Raw genomic sequence first — 21,097 nt, 5'->3', positions numbered from 1 at the left:
GCTCACGCAGCGCGAATGCCCATCATGGCTCTATCCGGTGACGATGGGCGCCACCACCATCTGGGCCGCGCCGCTGCCGTCGGGTGAGAGCCCGTACGTGACGCCGCTGGTGCGCAAGCTGGCCAACGAGCACGGTGTCAACCTCGACGCGATCAACGGCACCGGCGTCGGCGGCCGCATCCGCAAGCAGGACGTGCTCGAGGCCGCCAAGACCCAGCGCGAGAAGGCCGCCGCGGCCCAGGCCGCCCCCGCCGCGGCTCCGGCTCCGGCCGCCGCCCAGCCGGCGCCCGCCGCCGCTCCCGCCGCGCAGGCGCCGATCACCGCGGGTCCCGAGCCCGTGGAGGTCGACACGACGCTGCGGGGCCGCACGGAGAAGATGACGCGGCTGCGCCAGACGATGTCGAAGCGGCTGGTCGAGTCGCTGCAGACGGCCGCGCAGCTCACCACGGTGGTCGAGGTCGACGTCACCAAGATCGCGCGGCTGCGCGACCAGGCGAAGGCCGACTTCCTGCGCCGCGAGGGCGTGAAGCTGTCGTTCATGCCGTTCTTCGAGCTGGCCGCCATCGAGGCGCTCAAGCAGCACCCGAAGCTCAACGCGACGATCAACAACGAGACCATGGAGGTCACGTACTTCGACGTCGAGCACCTGGGCATCGCGGTCGACACCGAGCGCGGCCTGATCGCGGCGGTCATCAAGAACGCCGGCGACCTCAACCTCGCCGGGCTGGCCCGCAAGACGGCCGACCTGGCCGAGCGCACGCGCGCCAACAAGGTGACGCCGGACGAGATCACCGGCGGCACGTTCACGCTGACCAACACCGGCAGCCGTGGGGCCCTGTTCGACACGCCGATCCTCAACCAGCCGCAGGTCGGCATGCTGGGCACCGGCGCCGTCGTCAAGCGGCCCGTCGTGATCGACACGCCTGAGGGCGAGGTCATCGCGGTCCGGTCGATGGTCTACCTGGCGCTGACGTACGACCACCGTCTGGTGGACGGCGCGGACGCGGCCCGCTTCCTCACGACGGTCAAGCGCCGTCTCGAGGAGGGCCGCTTCGAGGCCCAGCTCGGCCTGGCCTGATCCTGGGCCTGATCCTGGGCCTGATCCTGGCGTTTGCGGCCGGGCGGCTCCCCTTCCGGGGCCGCCCGGCCGTTTGCCTGCTCTGGGCCTGGCGCGGCTGGCGCGTCCGTGACGTGGGGCGGGCGTACTGTGGGGCTATGGCGATCATCGTGACGGGGGCGTCGGGGTTGCTCGGGTCGGCGCTGGTGCCGGCGTTGCGGGCCGAGGGGTGGGAGGTCGTCCGGCTCGTACGGCGCCGCCCGCGCGAAGCCGACGAGGCCTTCTGGGACCCGGCCGAGCAGGAGATCGACCAGGCCGCGCTCGAAGGGGCGCAGGCGGTCGTGCACCTGGCGGGCGCGTCCGTGGGCGACCGGCGGTGGACCCCGGCGTACAAGCGGGAGCTCGTCGCCAGCCGGGTCCAGGGCACGAGGGTGCTCGTGGACGCGATCGGCGCGCTGTCCGGCAAGCCCGAGGTGCTCCTGTCCGCCTCCGGGGTCGACTTCTACGGCGACACCGGCGACCGGGTGATCGACGAGAGCCAGGGGAAGGGCAGCGGCTTCCTGGCGGATCTGTGCGGGCGCTGGGAGGGCGAGGCCAGACGGGCGGGCGAGGCCGGGGTCAGGACCGCGCAGATGCGGACCGGGCTGGTGCTCAGCGAGAAGGGCGGGGCGCTCGGCCGGATGCTGCCGATCTTCAGGATCGGGCTGGGGGCGCCGCTCGGGTCGGGGAAGCAGTACTGGTCGTGGATCGCCGTGGACGACTGGGTCGGGGCCGCAGTGCATGTCTTGAAAAATCGTGACATTACAGGACCAGTCAATTTCACCTCGCCCTCGCCCGTGACCAACGCCGAATTCACCCGCACCCTCGGAAAAGCCCTGCGCAAGGGCACAGTGCCGATCCCGGTGCCGGGCTTCGCGCTGTCCGCGGGGCTCGGCGAGTTCGCCCGCGAGGCGCTGCTGCCCGGCCATCGCGTCGAGCCGGGGAAGCTGCTCGACAGCGGCTATGTGTTCGCCCATACCCGCCTCGACGAGGCGCTGAGCGCCGTACTGTAGTGAACCGTCCGTCTTCAACAGGTGGGAGAATCTTGACATGAGCCGGTCAGGACAGTCACACATCCTCGCCATCGGGGGCGGATCCTTCCGCCCGAGCAGGCGCTACAGCTTCCTCGAGGCCAGCGCGCTGCTGCGGTACGGCCTCGACCTGACCGGGCAGGACCGGCCGAAGCTGGGCCTGGTCGCCACCGCGGTGGGCGACTCGGACGACTGGATCCTGAAGATGTACGGCGCCTTCGCCGGGTGGGACGTCGAGTTGAGCCATCTCACCGTGTTCCCGATGCCCAATGTCGAGGATCCCCGGGCGTGGATGCTCGAACAGGACATGATCTACGTGAGCGGCGGCAGTGTGGCCAACCTGATGGCCCTGTGGCGGTTGCACGGCCTTGACGAGGCGTTCGAGGAGGCGTGGCGGGCCGGGGTGGTGCTTTCCGGCCAGAGCGCGGGCGCGCTGTGCTGGCACGTCGGCGGCAACACCGACTCCTTCGGACCTGACCTGCGCGTGTGGGCCGAGGGGATGGCGCTGCTCCCCTATTCGTGCGGCGTCCACTACGACTCCGACCCGCAGCGCCGGCCGCTGCTGCAGGAGTCGGTGGCCGGCGGCGAGCTGCCGTCCGGATACGCCGCCGACGAGGGCGTGGGGCTCCATTACGTCGGCACGGAGTTCATCCAGGCGGTGACCGTCGAGCCGGGCGGCTACGCGTACCGGGTGGAGAGCGACGGGGCCGGCGGGGTCAAGGAGTTCAGGATCGAGCCTCGACTCCTTACCCCCTGATTACCCTTCGCGGGGGCGGGACCGGCACAATAGGCTCATGCGCCCCATCGACGGGGACGATCCCCACGCACTCGCCATCGTCCGCCTCGGCGTCGACGTCCCCTACGAGCAGGCCTGGTCGCTGCAGCGCTGGGTGCACGGCAAGCGGGTCGCCGGAGAGCTGAGCGACACCGTCCTGTTCCTCGAGCACGCGCCCGTCTACACCGCGGGCAAGCGCACCGCCCCGGACGAGCGTCCGGCCGACGGCACCCCGGTCGTGGACGTCGACCGGGGCGGCCGGCTGACCTGGCACGGGCCCGGGCAGCTGGTGGCCTACCCGATCGTCGGCGTCACCGACGTCAACGCGTACGCCTGCCGCCTCGCGGAGGCCATGATCCAGATCTGCGCCGACTTCGGCGTCACGGCGAGACAGGTGCAGGGGCGCGGGGGCGTCTGGGCGGTCGGCGATCCCAGCCTGGGCCTGCCCGACCGCCAGCTCGGCGCGGTCGGGCTGCGCGTCGCCCGCGGCGTCACCATGCACGGCTTCTCCCTCAACTGCGCCAACGACCCCCGCTGGTTCAACCGCATCGCGCCGTGCGGCATCCCCGACGTCGGCGTCTCCTCGCTGTCGGCGGAGACCGGCCGCCGCATCGTGGTGGAGGAGGTCATGCCGATCGCGGAGAAGCGGCTGGCGGAGGCCCTCGGCATGGAGTCGTACGATCTCCACGAAGAGGACCTTCTCCGCAGATGACCCACGGCCTACGATCAGCCGTGTGAAGCGTGTCCTCGCTCTCTTACTCGCCCTTCTGGTCCACCTGCTGACGCTCGGCTTCGTCGCGCTGGGCGCGTGGGTGATCCTGGGGTACCCCGGCTCCCTGCTCGCGTGGCTGTTCGGCGGCGCGAGCCTGGCCATCGCGTGGGCGCTGCGGCCACGCCTGGGCGGCCTGCCCGCCGACGCCGAGGTGCTCGACCGCTCGTCGGCGCCCGAGCTGTACGGCGCCGCGGAGCGCGTGGCCGACCGGGTCGGCGTCCGGCGGCCGCGCAAGGTCGCCGTCATGGACCTGGACCCCGACACGCGCTACGACCGCGTGGGCCCGCTGCGTACCCCCGTCCTGATGATCGGGCTGCCGCTGTGGCTGGCGCTGCCGCCCAAGCAGCGGGTCGCCCTGCTGGCCACGGCGTACGCGCGGGTGCCGACCGGCGACGAGCTCGTCGTGAGCGGGGCGCTGTTCACCCTGGAGGCGTGGCGGGACGCGCTGCTGGGGGCCGAACCGCTGCGGATCAGGGAGGAGGCGCAGACCAAGATCGCGGCTTCCTCGCTGGGCGCGGTGGACCACCCGGGGACCACGTACGAGGTGGCGGGGATGTTCGGCCGCATGCTCGGGCGGGTGCTCGGCGGGCCCGTGCTCCTGGTCCGGTACGCGCTGACCCGGCTGGCCCGCGCCGGCGAGAGCCGTACCCTGGCCCGGCAGCGGCAGCTGGCCCGGCGGGCCGCCTCCGAACAGGACCTCGCCGAGCTCGACGGGCTGGCCGGCGGCGGCTACCTGGCGCCGATGCAGGCGGCGGCGCTGCGCGGCGAGAGCGTGGCGGCCATCAGGCAGGGCGCGCTGGCCCGCTCCAGGCTCACCGACGACGGGGTGCTCACCACTCCCCCGCACTCGGAGCTGCTCGGCACGCGTGAGTCCGAACGCGTCGACGACGAACTGCTCGCCCACTACACGCGCGCGATCCGCGGCTTCGGCCTCATCTCGTGACCCCCGGCCGGGCTGCATTTCCAGGAGACGTAAGCTGGGGACGTGACCGTTGCCCCTGAAGGCCGAAAGCTCCTCCGCCTGGAGGTGCGTAACGCCGAAACCCCTATCGAGCGCAAGCCCCCGTGGATCAAGACCAAGCTGAAGACGGGCCCCGAATACACCGAGCTGAAATCGCTCGTGCGCCGGGAGGGCCTGCACACGGTCTGTGAAGAGGCGGGCTGTCCCAATATCTACGAGTGCTGGGAAGACCGCGAGGCGACCTTCCTCATCGGCGGCGACCAGTGCACGCGCCGCTGCGACTTCTGCCAGATCGACACGGGCAAGCCGAAGGAGTACGACCGCGACGAGCCGCGCCGCGTGGCCGAGTCCGTGCAGCAGATGGGCCTGAAGTACGCGACCGTGACCGGCGTCGCCCGCGACGACCTGCCCGACGGCGGCGCCTGGCTCTACGCCGAGACGGCCCGCCAGATCCACGGGCTGCTGCCCGGGTGCGGCGTCGAGCTGCTGGTGCCCGACTTCAACGGCAACCGCGACCAGCTGGAGGAGGTCTTCTCCAGCCGGCCCGAGGTGTTCGCGCACAACGTCGAGACGGTGCCGCGGATCTTCAAGCGGATCCGTCCCGCGTTCCGCTACGAGCGGTCCCTCGCGGTGATCACGACGGCCCGCGAGGCCGGGCTGGTCACCAAGTCCAACCTGATCCTGGGCATGGGCGAGACGCGCGAGGAGGTCGTCGAGGCCATGCGCGACCTGCACGCGGCCGGCACCGACCTGCTGACCATCACCCAGTACCTGCGGCCCACTCCCCGGCACCATCCGGTGGAGCGGTGGGTGAAGCCCGAGGAGTTCGTGGAGCTGCAGGCGGAGGCCGAGGCCATCGGGTTCGCCGGTGTGCTCTCGGGGCCGCTCGTGCGCTCGTCGTACCGGGCGGGCCGCCTCTACAAGCAGGCCATCGAGGCTCGCCAGACGGCCTGACCTCCCAACCTCCGGCCCCGGGACCCGTACGGTCCCGGGGCTGCTTCATACCCGGCCACGCTCATGACCCCGCCACCGCAAAATCGTTCGAAGTCCTTTGACGGCTGGTTACTGTTCTCGGCATGCCGGAGTCTTTCGATCAACTGTCCTTTGACGGCCTCCCGCCGGCGTCTCGCGATGAGATGGTCCCGGGATTGCGCTACATCGCCGGCTGGCTCGCTCCCGACGCCTGCGCGTCGTTGCTCTCGTCCCTCGGCGCCGCCGAGTGGTCGACACAACTGCGAAGACGAGTGCAGCACTACGGCCACCGCTACGACTACGGCCGCCGAAGTGTGGCGAGGGATCCCCTGATCGCCGCCGCTCCACCGATCCCGGGATGGGCACGGCAGCAGGCCGTACGCCTGGTCCGCGAAGGGATCATGGACGGCGAAGCGAACCAAGTGATCATCAACGAGTACCAGCCGGGGCAGGGCATCAGCCCACACGTCGACTGCGTGCCCTGTTTCGGCCCGGTCGTCGCCGCGATCTCCCTGGGCTCCGCCTGCGTCATGGACTTCACCCATCCTGCGGACGGTACGAAGGTGGCGATATCTCTCGCCCCCGGCAGCCTGTGCGTCATGTCAGGACCTGCCCGATACACCTGGCGTCACAGCATCGCCGCACGCAAGAGCGACCCCACCGCGGCAGGCCGCGTCCCGCGCACGCGGCGCGTGTCAGTGACCTTCCGCACGGTCAACGACCCGGCACCATAACCGGGCTTTCGGCTCCTGTCGGTCGAAGCCCATCACCGGCAAATGTTGCAAATACGGCACTAGCATGGCAAGAAGGCGACCCCGGGAGCGGACATGGCGGTTCTGATCCGCACGAGCGACCTGCCCGCCAAGCGACGTCACGACGCCTGGCGGAGCATCGTGTGTGACACGCTCGGCCCGCTCGACTGCAGGATCGCCCCCGGCGCCCCGCTGCGGGGCGAGATCGTGACCGGCGGGCTGGGCTCGGTCACCGTCGGCCGGATCCGCACGTCCACGCCCCACAGCGTGCACCGCACCCCGGGCATGATCGACAGCGGCAGCCCCGAGATGTACCGCGTCGTGCTGGCCCTGGAGGGCAGCCCGCGGCTCTCCCAGGACGGGCGGGACGCGCAGCTCAGCCGGGGCGACTTCGCGATCTACGACTTCACCAGGCCCTACGAGCTGGCCTACGACTCGGCGGTGCGGCTCGCGCTGTTCAGCTTCCCGCGCGACCTGCTCGCGCTGCCGTCCGGCGCCGTGGACGCGCTCGCCGCCGTCCCCATCACCGCCGAGACCGGCGCCGCCGCGCTGGCCGTGCCGCTGCTGCGCCGGGTGGCCGAGGACATCGAGACGTACCGGCCGGGCAGCGCCGCCAGGCTGTCGGGCATCGTGACCGACCTGGTCAGCACCGCCGTCGCCGAACGCGTCGAGCTGACGCGGGCATTGCCGGAGGACTCCCGGCAGCGCGTGCTGCTGATGGAGATCCACGCCTTCATCGAGCAGCGACTGGGCGACATCGGCCTCGACCCGGCCGCCGTCGCCGCCGCGCACCACATCTCCGTGCGCTACCTGCACCGGCTGTTCGAGGCGGAGCACACCACGGTGGCCGCCTGGATCCGGCAGCGGCGGCTGGAGCGGTGCCGCGCGGAGCTGGCATCGGGTGGCACCCGGTCCGTGAGCGAGATCGGGGCCCGGTGGGGGCTGCCGGACTCGGCCCACTTCAGCAGGCTCTTCAAGAGCGCGTACGGGATGCCGCCCGCCGAATACCGGCGCCTGAACACCGTGCGCTGAACACCGTGCGCTGAACGTCAATCCGCCTGGCACCCAGATCCAAGACCGGCACCCCCTTCGATCGGCAGACTGAAGGCACATTGAAGGAAGGGATGAGGAAAATGCAGCTGTTCGTCAATCTGCCGGTCAAGGATCTCGAGCGGTCGAAGAAGTTCTTCGCCGAACTCGGCTTCAACCTGTTCGGCATGGCCGAGGGCATGGCGTCGGTGATCATCAGTGAGCAGACCCAGGTCATGCTGCTGACCGAGCCGACGTTCGGCTCGTACATCACCAAGGAGATCGCCGCCGCCGACACGGCCACGGAGGCGATCCTGGTGCTGGGCATGGAGAACCCGGCCCAGGTGGACGAGCTGGTGGACAAGGCGCTGGCGCTCGGCGCCACCCCGGCGGGCGTGAAGCAGGAGGACGGCATCCGCTACCAGCGCGGCTTCGCCGACCTCGACGGACACCACTGGGAGGCGCTGTGCCTGGCGCAGCCGGCCGCCTGAGCGGCAAGGCGATCTCGGCGGACGGGACCGTCATCGCCTTCGACAGCTACGGCGAGGGGCCCGCGGTCGTCCTGGTCCACGGCGCGTTCGGGGTGCGGGGCCACGTCACGCCGGCCGGCGTGGCGGCCGCCCTGGCGCCGTGGTTCACGGTGTACGACTACGACCGCCGGGGGCGCGGCGACAGCGGGGACACCCAGCCGTACGCGGTCGAGCGGGAGATCGAGGATCTGGCGGCGGTCATCGAGGCGGCGGGCGGGTCGGCCATGGTGTTCGGGGGCTCGTCTGGGGCCGCGCTGGCGCTGGAGGCCGCGGTACGGAACCCGGCCGTCACGAAGCTGGCCCTGTGGGAGCCGCCGTACCACGTGGACGACAGCGCGCCCCCGCTCCCGGACGACTTCGCCGCGCGGCTGGAGGCGCTGGTGAGGGCGGGCAGGCGGGGCGAGGCCGTCGAGCGGTTCATGGTGGAGGCGGCCGAGGCGCCGCCGGAGGCGGTGGCCGCGATGCGCGCGCAGCCGTCCTGGGCGCAGGTGGAGGCGCTGGCCCACACCCTCGCCTACGAGGCCGCCGTGCTGGGGCCGGGCAACGCGCTGCCCGCCGGGCGGCTGGCCGCCGTCAGGCAGCCGACGCTGGTGCTGAACGGCGAGGACAGCCCCGGGTGGATGTCGAACGCGGGGCTGGCGGTCGCGGCGGCCGTACCGGGCGCGGTACGGCGGGTCCTGGAGGGCCAGGCGCACAACGTGGCCCCGCAGGCGCTGGTGCCCGAGCTCCTGGAGTTCTTCGCCACCGCCTGAGCCCTCCGCCTGAGCCCTCCGCCTGAGCCCTCGCCTGAGCCCTCCGCCTGAGCCCTCGCCTGAGACCTCGCCTGAGCCCCCATGAGCCCCGCCCGAGCCTCATTTGAGCCCGGCGCGAGCTGGTGAAGACTGGGCTCGTGGACTTCGACGAACTCATCGCCCGGCTCGACCTCCGCACCAAGGTCCGCCTGCTCACCGGGGCCGGCATGTGGTCGCTCCCGCCGCTGCCCGAGATCGGCCTCGATCGGCTCGTCATGAGCGACGGCCCGATCGGCGTACGCGGCGAGCAGTGGAGCGCGGTCGATCCCTCGATCGCGCTGCCCAGCCCGACCGCGCTGGCCGCCACCTGGGACGTGGACCTGGTCCGCCGGGCGGGCCGGCTGCTGGCTCAGGAGGCCCGGCGCAAGGGCGTGCACGTGCTCCTCGCCCCCACGATCAACCTGCACCGCTCCCCGCTCGGCGGCCGGCATTTCGAGTGCTTCTCCGAGGACGCGTACCTGACGGGCGAGATCGGCGCCGCGTACGTCGAGGGTGTCCAGGAGGGCGGGGTGGCCACCACCCCGAAGCATTTCGTGGCCAACGACTTCGAGACCGACCTCTTCACCGCGGACGTCCGGGTGAGCGAGAAGGCGCTGCGCGAGGTCTATCTGCGGCCGTTCGAGCGGGTGGTGCGGGCCGGGGCGTGGGGCCTCATGACCGCCTACAACTCGGTGAACGGCACGACCATGACCGAGCACGCCGAGCTGGTGAACGGGGTGCTGAAGGGCGAGTGGGGGTTCGACGGGTTCGTGGTGTCGGACTGGACGGCGGTGCGTACGACCGAGGCCGCGGCGCTGGGCGGCACCGACGTGGCGATGCCGGGCCCGCACGGGCCGTGGGGAGAGAGGCTGGAGGCCGCCGTACGGGAGGGGCGGGTGCCCGAGTCGGTCGTGGACGATCGGGTGCGCCGCATCCTGCGCCTGGCCCACCGCGTCGGGGCCCTGCACGGCGCGGAGCCCCCACCCACCGAGGAGCGACCCGCCACCGACGCCGCGGAAACGCCGGCCGCCGATGAGTGGCCCGCCATCGACGGGGTGGCGCTGGCGCGTGAGGTGGCCACGCGCGGCTTCACGCTGCTCACCAACGACGGCATCCTGCCGTTCCGGCAGATCAGGACCATCGCCCTGATCGGGGCGGCCGCCGCCGAGGCGCGCGTCATGGGCGGCGGGAGCGCGCAGGTCTTCCCGGGCCGGATCGTCTCGCCGCTGCAGGGGCTCGGCGAGCGGGCCGAGGTCCGGTACGCGCTCGGCACCGATCCCCGGATCCGCCTGTCCCCGCTCCCCGGCCCGGCCACGGCCGCCTTCCTGGACGCCGATGGCGCGGTGCTGTCGGAGCAGCCGCTGGCCACGGCCAAGGCGCGGTGGATCGGCCAGTTGCCGCCGGGCGTGGACGGCGACCGGCTGGCGGCGGTCCGGCTGCGTACCACGTACACACCGGACGTTTCAGGCGAGCACCAGCTGTCGGTCGCGGGTGTGGGCGCCTTCACCGTCGCCGTCGACGGCGAGAGCGTCTTCGACGAGAGCATCGGCCCGGACGGCGACGACCCCGCCATGGCGTTCCTGTCGCCGCCCGAGCGGCGGATCAGCCTGCCCATGGCCGCCGGGCAGGCGTACGAGGTGGTCGTGACGCACCCGGCCGGGGCGTTCGGCGGGATGGCGTTCGTGTCCTTCACGGCCGGCCACGCGAACCCCGGCCCCGGCGAGGACGAGCTCATGGCCGAGGCCGCGCGGGTGGCGGCGGAGTGCGACGTGGCGGTGGTCGTGGCCGCGACCACGCCCGAGGTGGAGAGCGAGGGCTTCGACCGCGCGGACCTCAGGCTGCCGGGGCGGCAGGACGAGCTGATCCGCGCGGTGACCGCGGCCAACCCGCGCACCGTCGTGATGGTCAACGCGGGTTCGCCGGTCGAGCTGCCGTGGGCGGAGGAGGTGGCGGCCGTGCTGCTCACCTGGTTCCCCGGGCAGGAGGCGGGGGCGGCGCTGGCGGACGTGCTGTTCGGGGACGCCGAGCCGGGCGGGCGGCTGCCCACGACGTGGCCGCGGCGGCTGGAGGACGCTCCCGTGGTCGACGTGACGCCGGTGGACGGTGTGGTGGCCTATGAGGAGGGGACCTCGATCGGCTACCGGGCGTGGGAGCGCACGCGCCGCGCGCCGGCGTTCTGGTTCGGGCACGGCCTGGGCTACACCACCTGGTCGTACGACTCGATCGCGGCCGAGGGCACGAGCGTGACGGTGGCGGTCACCAACACCGGCGACCGCCCGGGCCGCGAGGTCGTGCAGGTGTACGTCGACAGGGCGCTGGCCGGGTTCGACGTGGTCGAGGCGGCGCCCGGGGAGACCGTGATCACGACCGTGTTCCTGCCCGAGCGGACCTTCCAGGTCTGGGAGGAGGGCGGCTGGCGGACCGTTGAGGGCGTTCACACGGTCGAGGCGGGCCGCCACGCGGCCGATCCGCGCCTGTCCGCGACCGTGAAGATCTAGCCGGGCGCGAAATGACGGGGTCACGTTTTCCATACCGCACCTGTTGGTTTGTATCCTTCAGAGCATGGCAAAGTCCGAGGATCCAGAGAAGCCGGGGCGCATCAAGCAGCTCCGCATGATCGCGCAGATCATCAAGCAGGCCAACCCCAAGGGGTTGCCCATCGTCTTCCTTTCGGCGGTGGGCACGCTGGCTGTGGTCGTCGTGATCGGCCTGGTCACGGACTACTTGTGGTATTCGGTGTTCATCGGTGTGCTGGCCGCGCTCACGGTTGGTCTGGTGGTCTTCGGGCAGCTCGCCCAGAAGGCCCAATATTCGATCCTGCACGGCCAGACGGGTGCCGCGGCGGCGGTGCTGCAGGGCATGCGCGGCAACTGGCAGGTCACCCCTGCCATCGCGGTCAACCGCGACCAGGACCTCATCCATCTCGTGGTCGGCTATCCGGGCGTCGTGCTGGTGTCCGAGGGGCCGGGCAACCGGGTGGCGAAGATGCTGGCGGCCGAGAAGAAGCGGGTCGCGCGGGTGGTCCTGGGCATCGAGATCTACGACATCCAGTGCGGTGACGGCGAGGGGCAGGTGCCGCTCGGCAAGCTGCAGCGCCACCTGATGAAGCTGCCGCGCAACCTCAAGAAGCCCGCGGTCAACGAGGTGAAGGACCGGCTGCGCTCGCTGCCGAAGAACATGCCGCTGCCCAAGGGCCCCATGCCCAAGGGCGCGCGCATGCCGCGCGGCCCCAAGATGCGCTAGTGCTGTCCTCCTCCGCACGGGCCAACCGCTGGTGGTGGGACGGCAACGCCGACGACTACCAGCTCGAACACGGCGAGTTCCTGCGTGACACCGGGTTCGTGTGGTGTCCCGAAGGCGTCGACGAGGCCGACGCGCACCTCCTCGGCGAGGTGCGCGGTCGGCGCGTGCTCGAGATCGGCTGCGGGGCGGCGCAGTGCGCCCGCTGGCTGGTGACGCAGGGCGCGCAGGTGGCCGCCTTCGACGTCTCCCACCGGCAGCTGCGCCACTCCCAGCGCATCGACCTCGACACGGGGCTGTGCGTGCCCGTGGTCCAGGCCGACGCCGAGTCGCTGCCGTTCGCCGCGGCCGCCTTCGACCTGGCCTGCTCGGCGTTCGGGGCGCTGCCGTTCGTGGCCGACCCGCTCGCCGTCTTCCGCGAGGTGCGGCGGGTGCTCAGACCGGGCGGCCGCTTCGTGTTCTCGGTGAGCCATCCGATCCGGTGGGCGTTCCCGGACGATCCGGGGCCGCGCGGGCTGACGTCCGACCGGTCCTACTTCGACCGTTCCCCTTACGAGGAGCACGACGAACGGGGCACGGTCACGTACGCCGAGCACCATCGCACCATGGGTGACTGGGTGAACCTGCTGGTCACCTCCGGGCTGACCGTCACGGGGCTGCTGGAGCCCGAGTGGCCGGAGGGGCACGAGCGGGTGTGGGGCGGCTGGAGCCCGCTGCGCGGCCGTCACCTCCCGGGCACGGCCATTTTCAGCTGCGCGCGTACCTAGCGGCCATGGCGTGGAAGACCTCCTTGGGCTCCCAGCGCCGCTCGTCGAGCATCCTGACCACGCCGTAGGAGCCCAGGTCGGCCTCGCCGGGCCGGTTGAAGGCGGCGAACGTGAACCACAGCGCGGTCTCCACCCCCTCCTGCTCGAAGACGTCCATCAGCTCGGTGAAGTAACGCACCTGCTCGCCCTCGTCGCGTACCGCGTCCTCGGGCACCACCCAGGCCGAGCCGCCGCGCTCCCCCGCACCGCGGTACGCGCAGGTGCCGAACTCCGTCACGGCGACCGGTTTGCCGTGCTTGAACTGGGCGCTTAGCTCGTCCGCGAAGTCGTGGGCGTTGTAGGCGGCGCGGTAGGCGTCCACGCCCGCCACGTCGAACGGGGCCCAGTCGACCGGCTCCCACGGCGCCGAGGCGTAGCTCAGCCGGCCGCCGAACAGCGGCCGCACGGTCTCGGCCACCTTCGCCAGGTAGGCGTTGAAGCGCGGCATGACCTGCATGAGGGACGTCCACCACTCCATGTCGCCGGCCATCATGGCGCCGAGCCGGTCGCCGTACCCGTCGCCGTCGATGAAGCCGTGGCCGAAGGCGGTGATCTCGCAGCCGGTGACCAGCACGACCTCGGCTCCGTCGCGGCGCACCGACTCGGCGCGCCGGGCCGCGTCCGCGAAGACCTCCAGCATCGCGTCCTGCGTGAGGTCCACGGGGAACGGGGTGAACCAGATCTCCAGCCCGGCCGCCGCGGCCTCCCTGGCGGCCGCCTCGACGCGCTCGGGGTCGCGGCCGGAGATGCGTACGGACGCGCAGTGCAGGTCTTCCGCGATCGTCCGCATGTCGCGCCGGACGTCCTCGATGTGGAACGACCTGCGGCTCAGGCTGTCGCCCGGCAGGAACCCGACATCATAGTTGATCCCCTTTTTCATGATTTATCCCCTTTTTTGCGTATGTGAGGCCGTGCTCCAGGAGGTCGAAGGCCAGCTCCACGTCACCCGCCAGGCGCCGGCCCGCCTCCTCCAGCGGCTCGCCCGTCGCGATGCGATGGAAGAAGGCCTCCTGGATGGTGGTGACGGCGGCGGTGATCTGCCCGGCCATGAGCCGCGCGGTCAGATCGTCGCCGGGGTAGGCCTCCCCGAGGGCCTCGGCCAGCTCGTGGCGCTCGCTCATGTGCATCGCGTGCAGCGCGCCCATCAGGGCCGGACTCGACCCGATCACCCGCACCCTGGCCAGCAGCGCTTCGACGTCCACCGCTCCCGCGCCCCGGGCGGCCATCGAGCGGTAGTGCTCGCGCAGCGCCTGAAGGGGCGAGCGCCCCTCGCCCCGCCCGGCCACGATCGCCGCCAGGTCCTCCTTGACCCCTTCGGTGACGAGGCAGTCCTTGGTCGGGAAGTAGTTGAACAGCGTCACCTTGGCGACCCCGGCCGCCTCGGCGATCTCGTTGACGGTCACCGCGTCGTAGCCGCGCTCGTCGAACAGCCGCAGCGCCACCTCGGCGATCCGCCGCCGCGTCTGCTCCTTCTTCCGCTCCCTCAACCCCATGAGGGCAGCATAAACCGTACCGGGTACATTTTTGAACCAGGTACGTTTTTTTACCCGGCTACATGCGGACGACCATCGTGTTGGAGACGCGGTCGTGCACCCCGCGGTGGTCGCGGTCCCAGATCAGGGCGGGCACGGCCAGGCACAGGAGCACCGAGCGCACCAGCACGGGCAGCCAGCGCGGGTCACCGCCGTCCATCGCGGCCACCCTGATGCCCGCCAGCCGGTGGCCGAACGTCTGCCCCATGAACCCGACCAGGATCAGGTATTGCACGGCGAAGACGGCCGCGGGCGCCCACGGCTGCTCGGCCGGGTCGATCCTGAGCAGCAGCTGCACGACGACCCACGTGCAGATCATCCAGTCGATGACCAGCGCGGCGATCCTGCGCCCCCAGCCGGCGATCGACCCGCTGCCCTCCTCGGGCAGCCCCAGGCGCTCCCCCGGGTATCCGAGATCGACCCCGGCGGACCTGACCCCGCCCAGCCAGGTCTGCGTCCACCGAGGCTCCTTGCTGCTCATGCCCTCAACGGTATCCGCCCGGTGGGCCGGTCGGCATCGTGACCCAACCGCGTCGCAGAACGGCCATCATGTACGCCATGCCACACGGGGATGACCTTGACGCGCGCTTCAACGAGCTGGTCGCGCAGATAGACGAGGAGCAACAGCGCAGGATGCGCGCCGCGGCCGTCAAAGGCGCGAAAGAACAGCGGCGTACCGACCGCTTAGCCAGGCGCGAGAGCAGGTCGGCGCGCTTATCCGGAGGATCCGGGGGACACGGGGACTACGGGTCCGAGCCGCAGCGGCGGATCGGGCGGGCCTGGATCGCGATGGCCGTGATCACCTCGCTGATCACCGCCGCGGGTGTGATCGTGACCTTCCGCCCCGATCTGCTCACCTCGGGCGTCGTCGTGGACGACCCACCGGTGCCGATCGCCGAGCCGGCCGTCGAACCCGCCGGCAACCCGGCGGACGAAGCCGCCGAGGAGCCGACGGAGGGGGCGAGCGAGGAGCCGACGAGCCCGTTCGCCGGATCCCCCGCCGAGAAGTACGCCGAGGGGGCCGCCGGATTCGCGTTGCCGGAGGCGAAGGCGCTGGGCGGGCTGTCGAAGAAGGACGTCGCGAAGGGCCTGAAGCTGACCCGCGAGCTGATGGCGGCGGCCTTCCTCGACAAGAAGGCGGTCCTGGGCGGCAAGCCGTCGGCGTTCACCAAGCTCCTGAGCCCCGACCAGCGTGACTGGTTCCTCCGGGACATGAAGAAGCACAAGGGCTCGGCGGCCTACGTCATCCAGTTCGCCAAGGGCACGGCCGAGTTCTCCACCGATGTGATCAAGGTGCACGGCCGCGTCAAGCTGGGCACGTTCAAGGACCGCTGGCGGCGCGGCGTCGAGCTCAAGCTGAACCACATCGTCGTCTACGCCGTGCACCGCCCGGGCCGGCCGGACACCACGATCCGGGTCGTCGCCCATCCCAAGGGCCGCGTGTGGCTGTACCGCGAGGAGGGGCGGCTGGTCGCGTGGCCGCTGCGTTGGGGGGCGAGCAGCACCCCGGCGAGCTGCGACACGCGCGACGGCTTCATCCATCCCGTGTACGAGGATTCACCTCGGGGTACGGTGGCGCCGACCGGCGCGCCCGTGGATCCGTACGAGCTGGAAGAGGACGATTCCGAGGGATGCGTCGCTACGCAGGGCACCTGACCTGCGTAACATGTGCGAAACAATCGAGACACCACACGGAAACGGCCACGCCCTAGCGTCGGCATGATGGCCAGTCCCCAGGGAGGTTCGAGAGTGTTCAACTCCGCCGACGACGTCCTGAAGTTCATCAGTGACGAAGGGGTGCAATTCGTCGATGTCAGGTTCACCGACCTGCCGGGGACGACGCACCACTTCACCTTCCCGGTAGAAAACTTCAGCGCGAGCGTCTTCACCGACGGACTCATGTTCGACGGCTCGTCGATCCGCGGTTTCCAGGCGATCCACGAGTCCGACATGCTTCTGCTGCCCGACCCGTCCAGCGCCGTGGTGGACCCGTTCCGCCAGCACAAGACGCTCAACCTGAACTTCTTCGTGCACGACCCGCTGACCGGCGAGGCCTACAGCCGCGACCCGCGTAACGTCGCGCGCAAGGCCGAGGAGTTCCTTCGGGGCACGGGCATCGCCGACACGGTCTACTTCGGCCCTGAGGCCGAGTTCTACATCTTCGACGACGTGCGCTTCGAGACGAAGCAGAACGCCGGCTACTACTACATCGACTCCATCGAGGGCGCCTGGAACACCGGCAAGGCCACCGAGGGCGGCAACCTCGGTTACAAACCGCGCTACAAGGGCGGCTACTTCCCGGTCCCGCCGATGGACCACTTCACCGACCTGCGCTCCGAGATGGTGCGCAACCTCATCGAGTGCGGCATCGACGTAGAGATGCAGCACCACGAGGTCGGCACGGCGGGCCAGGCGGAGATCGACTTCAAGTTCGGCACGCTGCTCAAGACCGCCGACAACCTGATGCTGTACAAGTACATCATCAAGAGCACGGCGCTCGAGTACGGCCACACGGTCACGTTCATGCCCAAGCCGATCTTCGGTGACAACGGCTCCGGCATGCACTGCCACCAGTCGCTGTGGAAGGACGGCTCGCCGCTCTTCTACGACGAGGTCGGCTACGCGGGCCTGTCCGACACGGCCCGCTACTACATCGGCGGCCTGCTCAAGCACGCGCCGTCGCTGCTGGCCTTCACCAACCCGACGGTCAACTCCTACCACCGCCTGGTCCCCGGCTACGAGGCCCCGGTCAACCTGGTCTACTCCCAGCGCAACCGTTCGGCCTGCGTCCGGATCCCGATCACGGGCTCCAACCCGAAGGCCAAGCGCATCGAGTTCCGGGTGCCCGACCCGTCCTGCAACCCGTACTTCGCCTTCGCGGCGATGCTGATGGCGGGCATCGACGGCATCCGCAACAAGATCGAGCCGCCGGAGCCGGTCGACAAGGACCTCTACGAGCTGCCGCCGGAGGAGGCCCGCAACATCCCGCAGGTGCCCGGCTCGCTCACCGACGTGCTCAACGCGCTGGAGGAGGACCACGACTACCTGCTCGAGGGCGGCGTCTTCACGCCTGACCTGATCGAGACGTGGGTCGCGTACAAGCGGGAGAACGAGGTGGACCCGATCCGCCTGCGCCCGCACCCGCACGAGTTCGAGCTGTACTACGACGTGTAGTCCGGCCCGCACACGGCGAACGGCCCGGGACCGATCACGGTCCCGGGCCGTTTCACGTCGCGAAACGTCACGCCGGGAACTCGAACCGGGGCTCGGACGGGCCGAGGATCGCGGAGTCCGGTGTCACGGGCCAGACGGCGGCCAGCTCGTCCGAGAGCGTGGCCAGGAGGGAGTCGACGTCCTTCCCGGCCGTGTCGTGCAGCGCCTCGGCGACGATCAGGACGTCGGTGGTCGTGTCGCGGACGGCCGAGAGGCCGCTCTGGCGGTTGGTCCAGCGGCGGGCGTGGGCCCTGCTTTCCGCGTCGGCGAAGATCACCTCGCCGGGCGGCGGGTGCTCGGTCTCGCCGGAGAAGGTCAGGTACGTCTCGTCGCCCGCCGCGTACCTGACCTCTACATACTGCGTGATCTTGGAGACGTCGAACACCGCCACCGGGATCGCGTACGCGATGGAGACCGCGTTGCAGAGGTCGATCAGCGGGTGCAGGCGCGGCAGCGCGCCTTCCTTCCTGAAGCGGCGCAGCAGGGACTCCGAGGCGCAGCGGTACTGGGTCGGCTTGAGGCCCATCTTCGAGAACGCCCGCCGCCACGCCTGGATCTCCGGCAGCTCGCCCTCCGAGGAGGTCGCGAGCCGCTCCGCGGCGAGCTCGCCGAACCGGGAGACCTGGTCGTCGACGGAGACGCCCGCCGAGACGCCGGACGCGACGAGCACGCCGGGCACGAGCTCCGGGAAGTCCCGCCAGATGTCACTCGAATGCTGGAAACGCACGGTCCACCTCGCCATCCCCGGACAAACCCCAGCCGATCACGATACCCGCATCGTCAGGGCGGCCGTGCGGGCGCGCCAGGCGGCCGCCGCGTAGCACAGGCAGGTCAGGGCCGTCAGGACGGCCGCCGCCAGCAGGGGCCGGCCGACCACGCCCATGACCGCCACGCCGAGGGTCGCGCCGGCCTGGCGGAACGCGTTCAGGACGCCGCCCGCGGTGCCCGCCGTCCCCGGCGGAGCGCTGTTGACCATGCCCGCCATCAGCGCGGGCAGCACGAACGACAGCCCGAACCCCATCACCACCAGCCACAACGCCAGCGCGTCCGTGAGGGCGACCCCCGCCAGGCCGGTCGCGAGCAGGGTGAGGCCGCACAGGATCGGCGGGCGCGGGCCGTAGCGGGCCACCAGGCGGCCGGTGAGCAGTGGGTTCACGGTCATGGGGAGGGTGAGCGGCAGGAAGGCCAGCCCGGCGGCCAGCGGGTCCAGGTGGCGGGTGTCCTGCAGCAGGAGGGTGAGGACGAACAGGGCGCCGGAGAAGGCGAAGTTGGCCACCGTGCCGGCGAGCAGTTCGGGCCAGGTGGCGGCGAGCAGGCCGCCGGGCAGCGCGGGGGCGTGGCTGCGGCGCTCCACCGGCACCAGCACCGCCAGTACGGCCACGGCCGCGACGCCCGCCAGGACCGAGGGGCCGATCAGGGCCTGCGCCACCAGGCCCAGGAACGCGCAGGCCAGCGCCTGGACCCGCCAGTCGATCCCGCGGTGGCCGCGCGGCGAGCTCACCCGGCGCATGGCCAGCAGGCTGATCAGGGCGAGGGGCGGGTTGAGCAGGAAGACCGCGCGCCAGCCGTACAGGTCCACCAGGAGACCGCCGAGCAGCGGACCGGCGGCGAGCGCGGTGCCGGTGATGGCCGCCCACAGGCCGGTGGCGCGGGCGCGGGCGGCCGGGTCGGGGAAGAGCTGCGGGAGCAGGCCGAGCGAGCCGCCCGTGCAGAGCGCGCCCGCCACACCGAGCAGAGCCCGCAGCCCGACCAGCACGCCCAGGTGCGGCGCGGCAGCGCTCAGCAGCGAGATCGCGCCGAACGCCACCACACCGGCCTTGAAGATCCGGGCCGCGCCGTACCGGTCGGCCACCGCTCCCCCGACGAGCAGCGAGGCGGCGAAGGCGACCGTGTACGCGTTCACCGCCCACTGCTGCCCGGCCAGCGAGCCGCCGAGCGAGGCCCGCAGATCGGGCAGCGCGATCGTCAGCACGGTCGTGTCGAGGATCACGAGGAAGTAGGCGAGGGAGAATCCGAACATCATGCGCCTCAGCCTGCTGAAACGCCACATCCACCCTCAACAGGCGCGACCTCAGGGGGCGTTCGGGAAAACCGTATGCTGGCGGCCATGGACTTGCGGCAGTTGCGGGGGTTCGTCGCGGTGGCGGGGACGGGCACCGTCACCGGGGCGGCGAACAGCCTCGGCCTCGCCCCCGCGTCGGTGTCGGAGCAGGTGCGCCGGCTGGAGCGGAGCCTCGGGGTCGCGCTCTTCGAGCGCACGCCCCAGGGCATGCGGCTGACCGAGCAGGGTGCCACGCTGCTGGCGCGGGCACAGGGCCTGCTCGACCACGCCGACGAGGTGCGCCGCGCCGTCACCGGGCAGCGGCGCAAGGTGCGGATCGGGGCGCTGGAGATGCTCGCCGCGGCCAGGATGCCCGCCGTGATCCGCCGCCTGGCGGAACGCCGTCCCGACCTGGACGTGGACGTGCGCTCGCACACCAGGCAGTCGCTGCTGGCCGGGGTGGCGGGCGGCGAGCTGGACGCGGTGCTCCTGCTGGACACGGGCCTGCGGATCGGCGGGCTCGGGTTCACCGTGCCGCACGACCCCGGCTCCGGGCCGGTGACGCCCGATCTGGACTTCCTGGACGTGGGTGAGGTCGGGCTGGCGCTGGTCGCGGCGCCGGACGGGGATCGGGAGCCGCTGCTGGTCAGCCCGCCGGGCTGCTCGATCCGGCTGGCCGCCGACCGGGCGTTCGGCGCGGAGGTGCCGCGCAGGGAGCTGACCAGCATCGCCACCGCCCGCGAATGGGCCAGGCAGGGGCTCGGCAGCGCGCTGCTGCCTGACTTCGCGCTGGAGCCGGACCTGGCCTCCGGCGCGTTGGTGCGGCTCGGCTTCGAGGCTCCCGCGCTGGCGCTGCGGCTGGTCTGGCTACGCGGCCGCGAGCCCGCTCTGCGCGACGTCCTCTACGCCATGAGCGCCCCTACGGGCGCTTGATGTGGTACGCCACGTGCGGGAACAGAGGATGGTCCGGCGCCAGCCGCGGGTAACCGAAGTCGGTCAGGTGGGTCATCCCCAGGCGCTTCATCACGGCCTGGGAGCGGGTGTTGCTCTTGGCCGTCATGGAGACGATCTCGTCCAGCCCGGCCTTCTCGAACGCGTGCCCGAGCACCTCCCTGGCCGCCTCGGTGGCGTACCCGTGGCCCCAGGCGGGCCGTGCCAGCCGCCATCCGATCTCCCACGCGGGCAGGAACGGCGCGTCGAACGTCTGCCAGATCAGGCCGGCGAAGCCGATGAACTCGCCGCTCCCGCGCACCTCCAGCGCCCACAGCCCGTAGCCGTCCTTGTCGAACTCCTCCTCGATCCTGTCGACGAAGTGGTCGCTCTCCGGGCGGGTGAGCGGGGCGGGGAAGTGCTCCATCACCTCGAGGTCGGCGTTCATCGCGGCGAATGGTTCCCGATCTTCGTCGCGCCATCTGCGCATGATCAAACGCTGGGTCTCCATCCCACCCACGATAGGCCCGCCCGCGCCATCCGTCCTTCGGGGAGAAGGGAGCGATCGGCCGGAAGGGGGGCGGTCGTGGTGCGTCCGTGAGGGCGGGGACGAGGCCGTGCGCGCAGAAGGGAGGCGCATGGGGCAG

Annotated in this window: 22 protein-coding genes; 16 read left to right on the top strand and 6 right to left on the bottom strand. The window is 71.4% G+C overall.

Translation table 11 applies throughout. From position 1 onward, the window contains the following. The 13 genes from sucB to ACWEPL_RS13125 all read left to right on the top strand — a co-directional run. On the top strand, positions 1-1,078 hold a 1,078-nt coding region (sucB, locus tag ACWEPL_RS13185), incomplete at its 5' end, for a 2-oxoglutarate dehydrogenase, E2 component, dihydrolipoamide succinyltransferase (protein WP_452436205.1). Between the two features lie 137 nt (positions 1,079-1,215). Continuing rightward, positions 1,216-2,109, top strand: coding sequence for a TIGR01777 family oxidoreductase (locus tag ACWEPL_RS13180; protein WP_363963384.1), 894 nt, complete (start codon positions 1,216-1,218; stop codon positions 2,107-2,109). 37 nt (positions 2,110-2,146) lie between these two features. After that, positions 2,147-2,884, top strand: a complete 738-nt coding sequence (locus tag ACWEPL_RS13175) for a Type 1 glutamine amidotransferase-like domain-containing protein (protein WP_350728838.1) — start codon at positions 2,147-2,149, stop codon at positions 2,882-2,884. A 37-nt stretch (positions 2,885-2,921) separates the two neighbouring features. Further along, on the top strand, positions 2,922-3,614 hold the full coding sequence (gene lipB / locus ACWEPL_RS13170) for a lipoyl(octanoyl) transferase LipB (RefSeq protein WP_363963382.1): 693 nt from the start codon (positions 2,922-2,924) through the stop codon (positions 3,612-3,614). Between the two features lie 22 nt (positions 3,615-3,636). Further along, entirely contained in the window at positions 3,637-4,617 is a 981-nt protein-coding gene (locus ACWEPL_RS13165; RefSeq protein ID WP_452436204.1) for a M48 family metallopeptidase, read from the top strand. Positions 4,618-4,659: 42 nt separating this feature from the next. Then, entirely contained in the window at positions 4,660-5,589 is a 930-nt protein-coding gene (lipA, locus tag ACWEPL_RS13160) for a lipoyl synthase (protein WP_350728831.1), read from the top strand. 194 nt (positions 5,590-5,783) lie between these two features. Further along, positions 5,784-6,341, top strand: a complete 558-nt coding sequence (locus tag ACWEPL_RS13155) for an alpha-ketoglutarate-dependent dioxygenase AlkB (protein WP_452436203.1) — start codon at positions 5,784-5,786, stop codon at positions 6,339-6,341. A 93-nt stretch (positions 6,342-6,434) separates the two neighbouring features. Beyond that, positions 6,435-7,391 (top strand): AraC-like ligand-binding domain-containing protein, encoded by a 957-nt coding sequence (locus tag ACWEPL_RS13150; protein ID WP_363963377.1) that lies wholly within the window; start codon positions 6,435-6,437, stop codon positions 7,389-7,391. A 92-nt stretch (positions 7,392-7,483) separates the two neighbouring features. After that, positions 7,484-7,879 (top strand): VOC family protein, encoded by a 396-nt coding sequence (locus ACWEPL_RS13145; RefSeq protein ID WP_355206124.1) that lies wholly within the window; start codon positions 7,484-7,486, stop codon positions 7,877-7,879. After that, positions 7,855-8,670: an alpha/beta fold hydrolase gene (locus ACWEPL_RS13140; RefSeq protein WP_363963375.1), complete on the top strand. Its 816-nt coding sequence runs from the start codon at positions 7,855-7,857 to the stop codon at positions 8,668-8,670. The genes ACWEPL_RS13145 and ACWEPL_RS13140 overlap by 25 nt, the downstream gene beginning before the upstream one ends. Positions 8,671-8,807: 137 nt before the next feature. Next, positions 8,808-11,186 carry a glycoside hydrolase family 3 protein gene (locus ACWEPL_RS13135; RefSeq protein WP_452436202.1) on the top strand — a complete coding sequence of 793 codons (2,379 nt, stop codon included), beginning with the start codon at positions 8,808-8,810 and terminating at the stop codon, positions 11,184-11,186. 64 nt (positions 11,187-11,250) lie between these two features. Beyond that, on the top strand, positions 11,251-11,931 hold the full coding sequence (locus ACWEPL_RS13130) for a DUF4191 domain-containing protein (RefSeq protein WP_350728818.1): 681 nt from the start codon (positions 11,251-11,253) through the stop codon (positions 11,929-11,931). Next, a complete protein-coding gene (locus ACWEPL_RS13125; RefSeq protein WP_452436201.1) occupies positions 11,931-12,695 on the top strand; it encodes a class I SAM-dependent methyltransferase in 765 nt (254 codons plus the stop codon). The genes ACWEPL_RS13130 and ACWEPL_RS13125 overlap by 1 nt, the downstream gene beginning before the upstream one ends. On the opposite strand, the gene ACWEPL_RS13120 is transcribed toward ACWEPL_RS13125, so the two are convergent. The 3 genes from ACWEPL_RS13120 to ACWEPL_RS13110 are packed head-to-tail and all read right to left on the bottom strand — an operon-like array spanning position 12,676 to position 14,747. Beyond that, the gene (locus ACWEPL_RS13120) at positions 12,676-13,614 is read right to left on the bottom strand and encodes a hypothetical protein (RefSeq protein WP_452436200.1); all 939 of its coding nucleotides are present in this window, start codon (positions 13,612-13,614) and stop codon (positions 12,676-12,678) included. The genes ACWEPL_RS13125 and ACWEPL_RS13120 overlap by 20 nt on opposite strands. Then, positions 13,592-14,227, bottom strand: coding sequence for a TetR/AcrR family transcriptional regulator (locus ACWEPL_RS13115; protein ID WP_452436199.1), 636 nt, complete (start codon positions 14,225-14,227; stop codon positions 13,592-13,594). Before ACWEPL_RS13115 ends, ACWEPL_RS13120 begins: the two co-directional genes overlap by 23 nt. Positions 14,228-14,285: 58 nt before the next feature. Further along, a complete protein-coding gene (locus ACWEPL_RS13110; protein WP_185072810.1) occupies positions 14,286-14,747 on the bottom strand; it encodes an RDD family protein in 462 nt (153 codons plus the stop codon). 77 nt (positions 14,748-14,824) lie between these two features. On the opposite strand from ACWEPL_RS13110, the gene ACWEPL_RS13105 reads away from it, so the two are divergent. Together ACWEPL_RS13105 and glnA are read left to right on the top strand one after the other, a co-directional pair. After that, complete coding sequence (locus ACWEPL_RS13105) at positions 14,825-15,922, top strand: hypothetical protein (RefSeq protein WP_452436198.1); 1,098 nt, start codon at positions 14,825-14,827, stop codon at positions 15,920-15,922. Positions 15,923-16,015: 93 nt separating this feature from the next. Continuing rightward, positions 16,016-17,440: a type I glutamate--ammonia ligase gene (gene glnA / locus ACWEPL_RS13100; RefSeq protein WP_350728806.1), complete on the top strand. Its 1,425-nt coding sequence runs from the start codon at positions 16,016-16,018 to the stop codon at positions 17,438-17,440. Between the two features lie 67 nt (positions 17,441-17,507). On the opposite strand, the gene ACWEPL_RS13095 is transcribed toward glnA, so the two are convergent. Next, positions 17,508-18,206, bottom strand: a complete 699-nt coding sequence (locus tag ACWEPL_RS13095) for a B3/B4 domain-containing protein (protein ID WP_452436197.1) — start codon at positions 18,204-18,206, stop codon at positions 17,508-17,510. A 36-nt stretch (positions 18,207-18,242) separates the two neighbouring features. Then, positions 18,243-19,502 (bottom strand): MFS transporter, encoded by a 1,260-nt coding sequence (locus tag ACWEPL_RS13090; RefSeq protein ID WP_452436196.1) that lies wholly within the window; start codon positions 19,500-19,502, stop codon positions 18,243-18,245. A gap of 84 nt (positions 19,503-19,586) precedes the next feature. On the opposite strand from ACWEPL_RS13090, the gene ACWEPL_RS13085 reads away from it, so the two are divergent. Beyond that, positions 19,587-20,453 carry a LysR family transcriptional regulator gene (locus ACWEPL_RS13085; RefSeq protein WP_452436195.1) on the top strand — a complete coding sequence of 289 codons (867 nt, stop codon included), beginning with the start codon at positions 19,587-19,589 and terminating at the stop codon, positions 20,451-20,453. On the opposite strand, the gene ACWEPL_RS13080 is transcribed toward ACWEPL_RS13085, so the two are convergent. Next, the gene (locus ACWEPL_RS13080; RefSeq protein ID WP_452436194.1) at positions 20,440-20,961 is read right to left on the bottom strand and encodes a GNAT family N-acetyltransferase; all 522 of its coding nucleotides are present in this window, start codon (positions 20,959-20,961) and stop codon (positions 20,440-20,442) included. The genes ACWEPL_RS13085 and ACWEPL_RS13080 overlap by 14 nt on opposite strands. Positions 20,962-21,097: the final 136 nt, after the last annotated feature.

The organism is Nonomuraea sp. NPDC004186, assembly GCF_053603495.1.
Note: the sequence above shows the minus strand (reverse complement) of the source record. Positions and strands in the feature narration are given on the sequence as shown.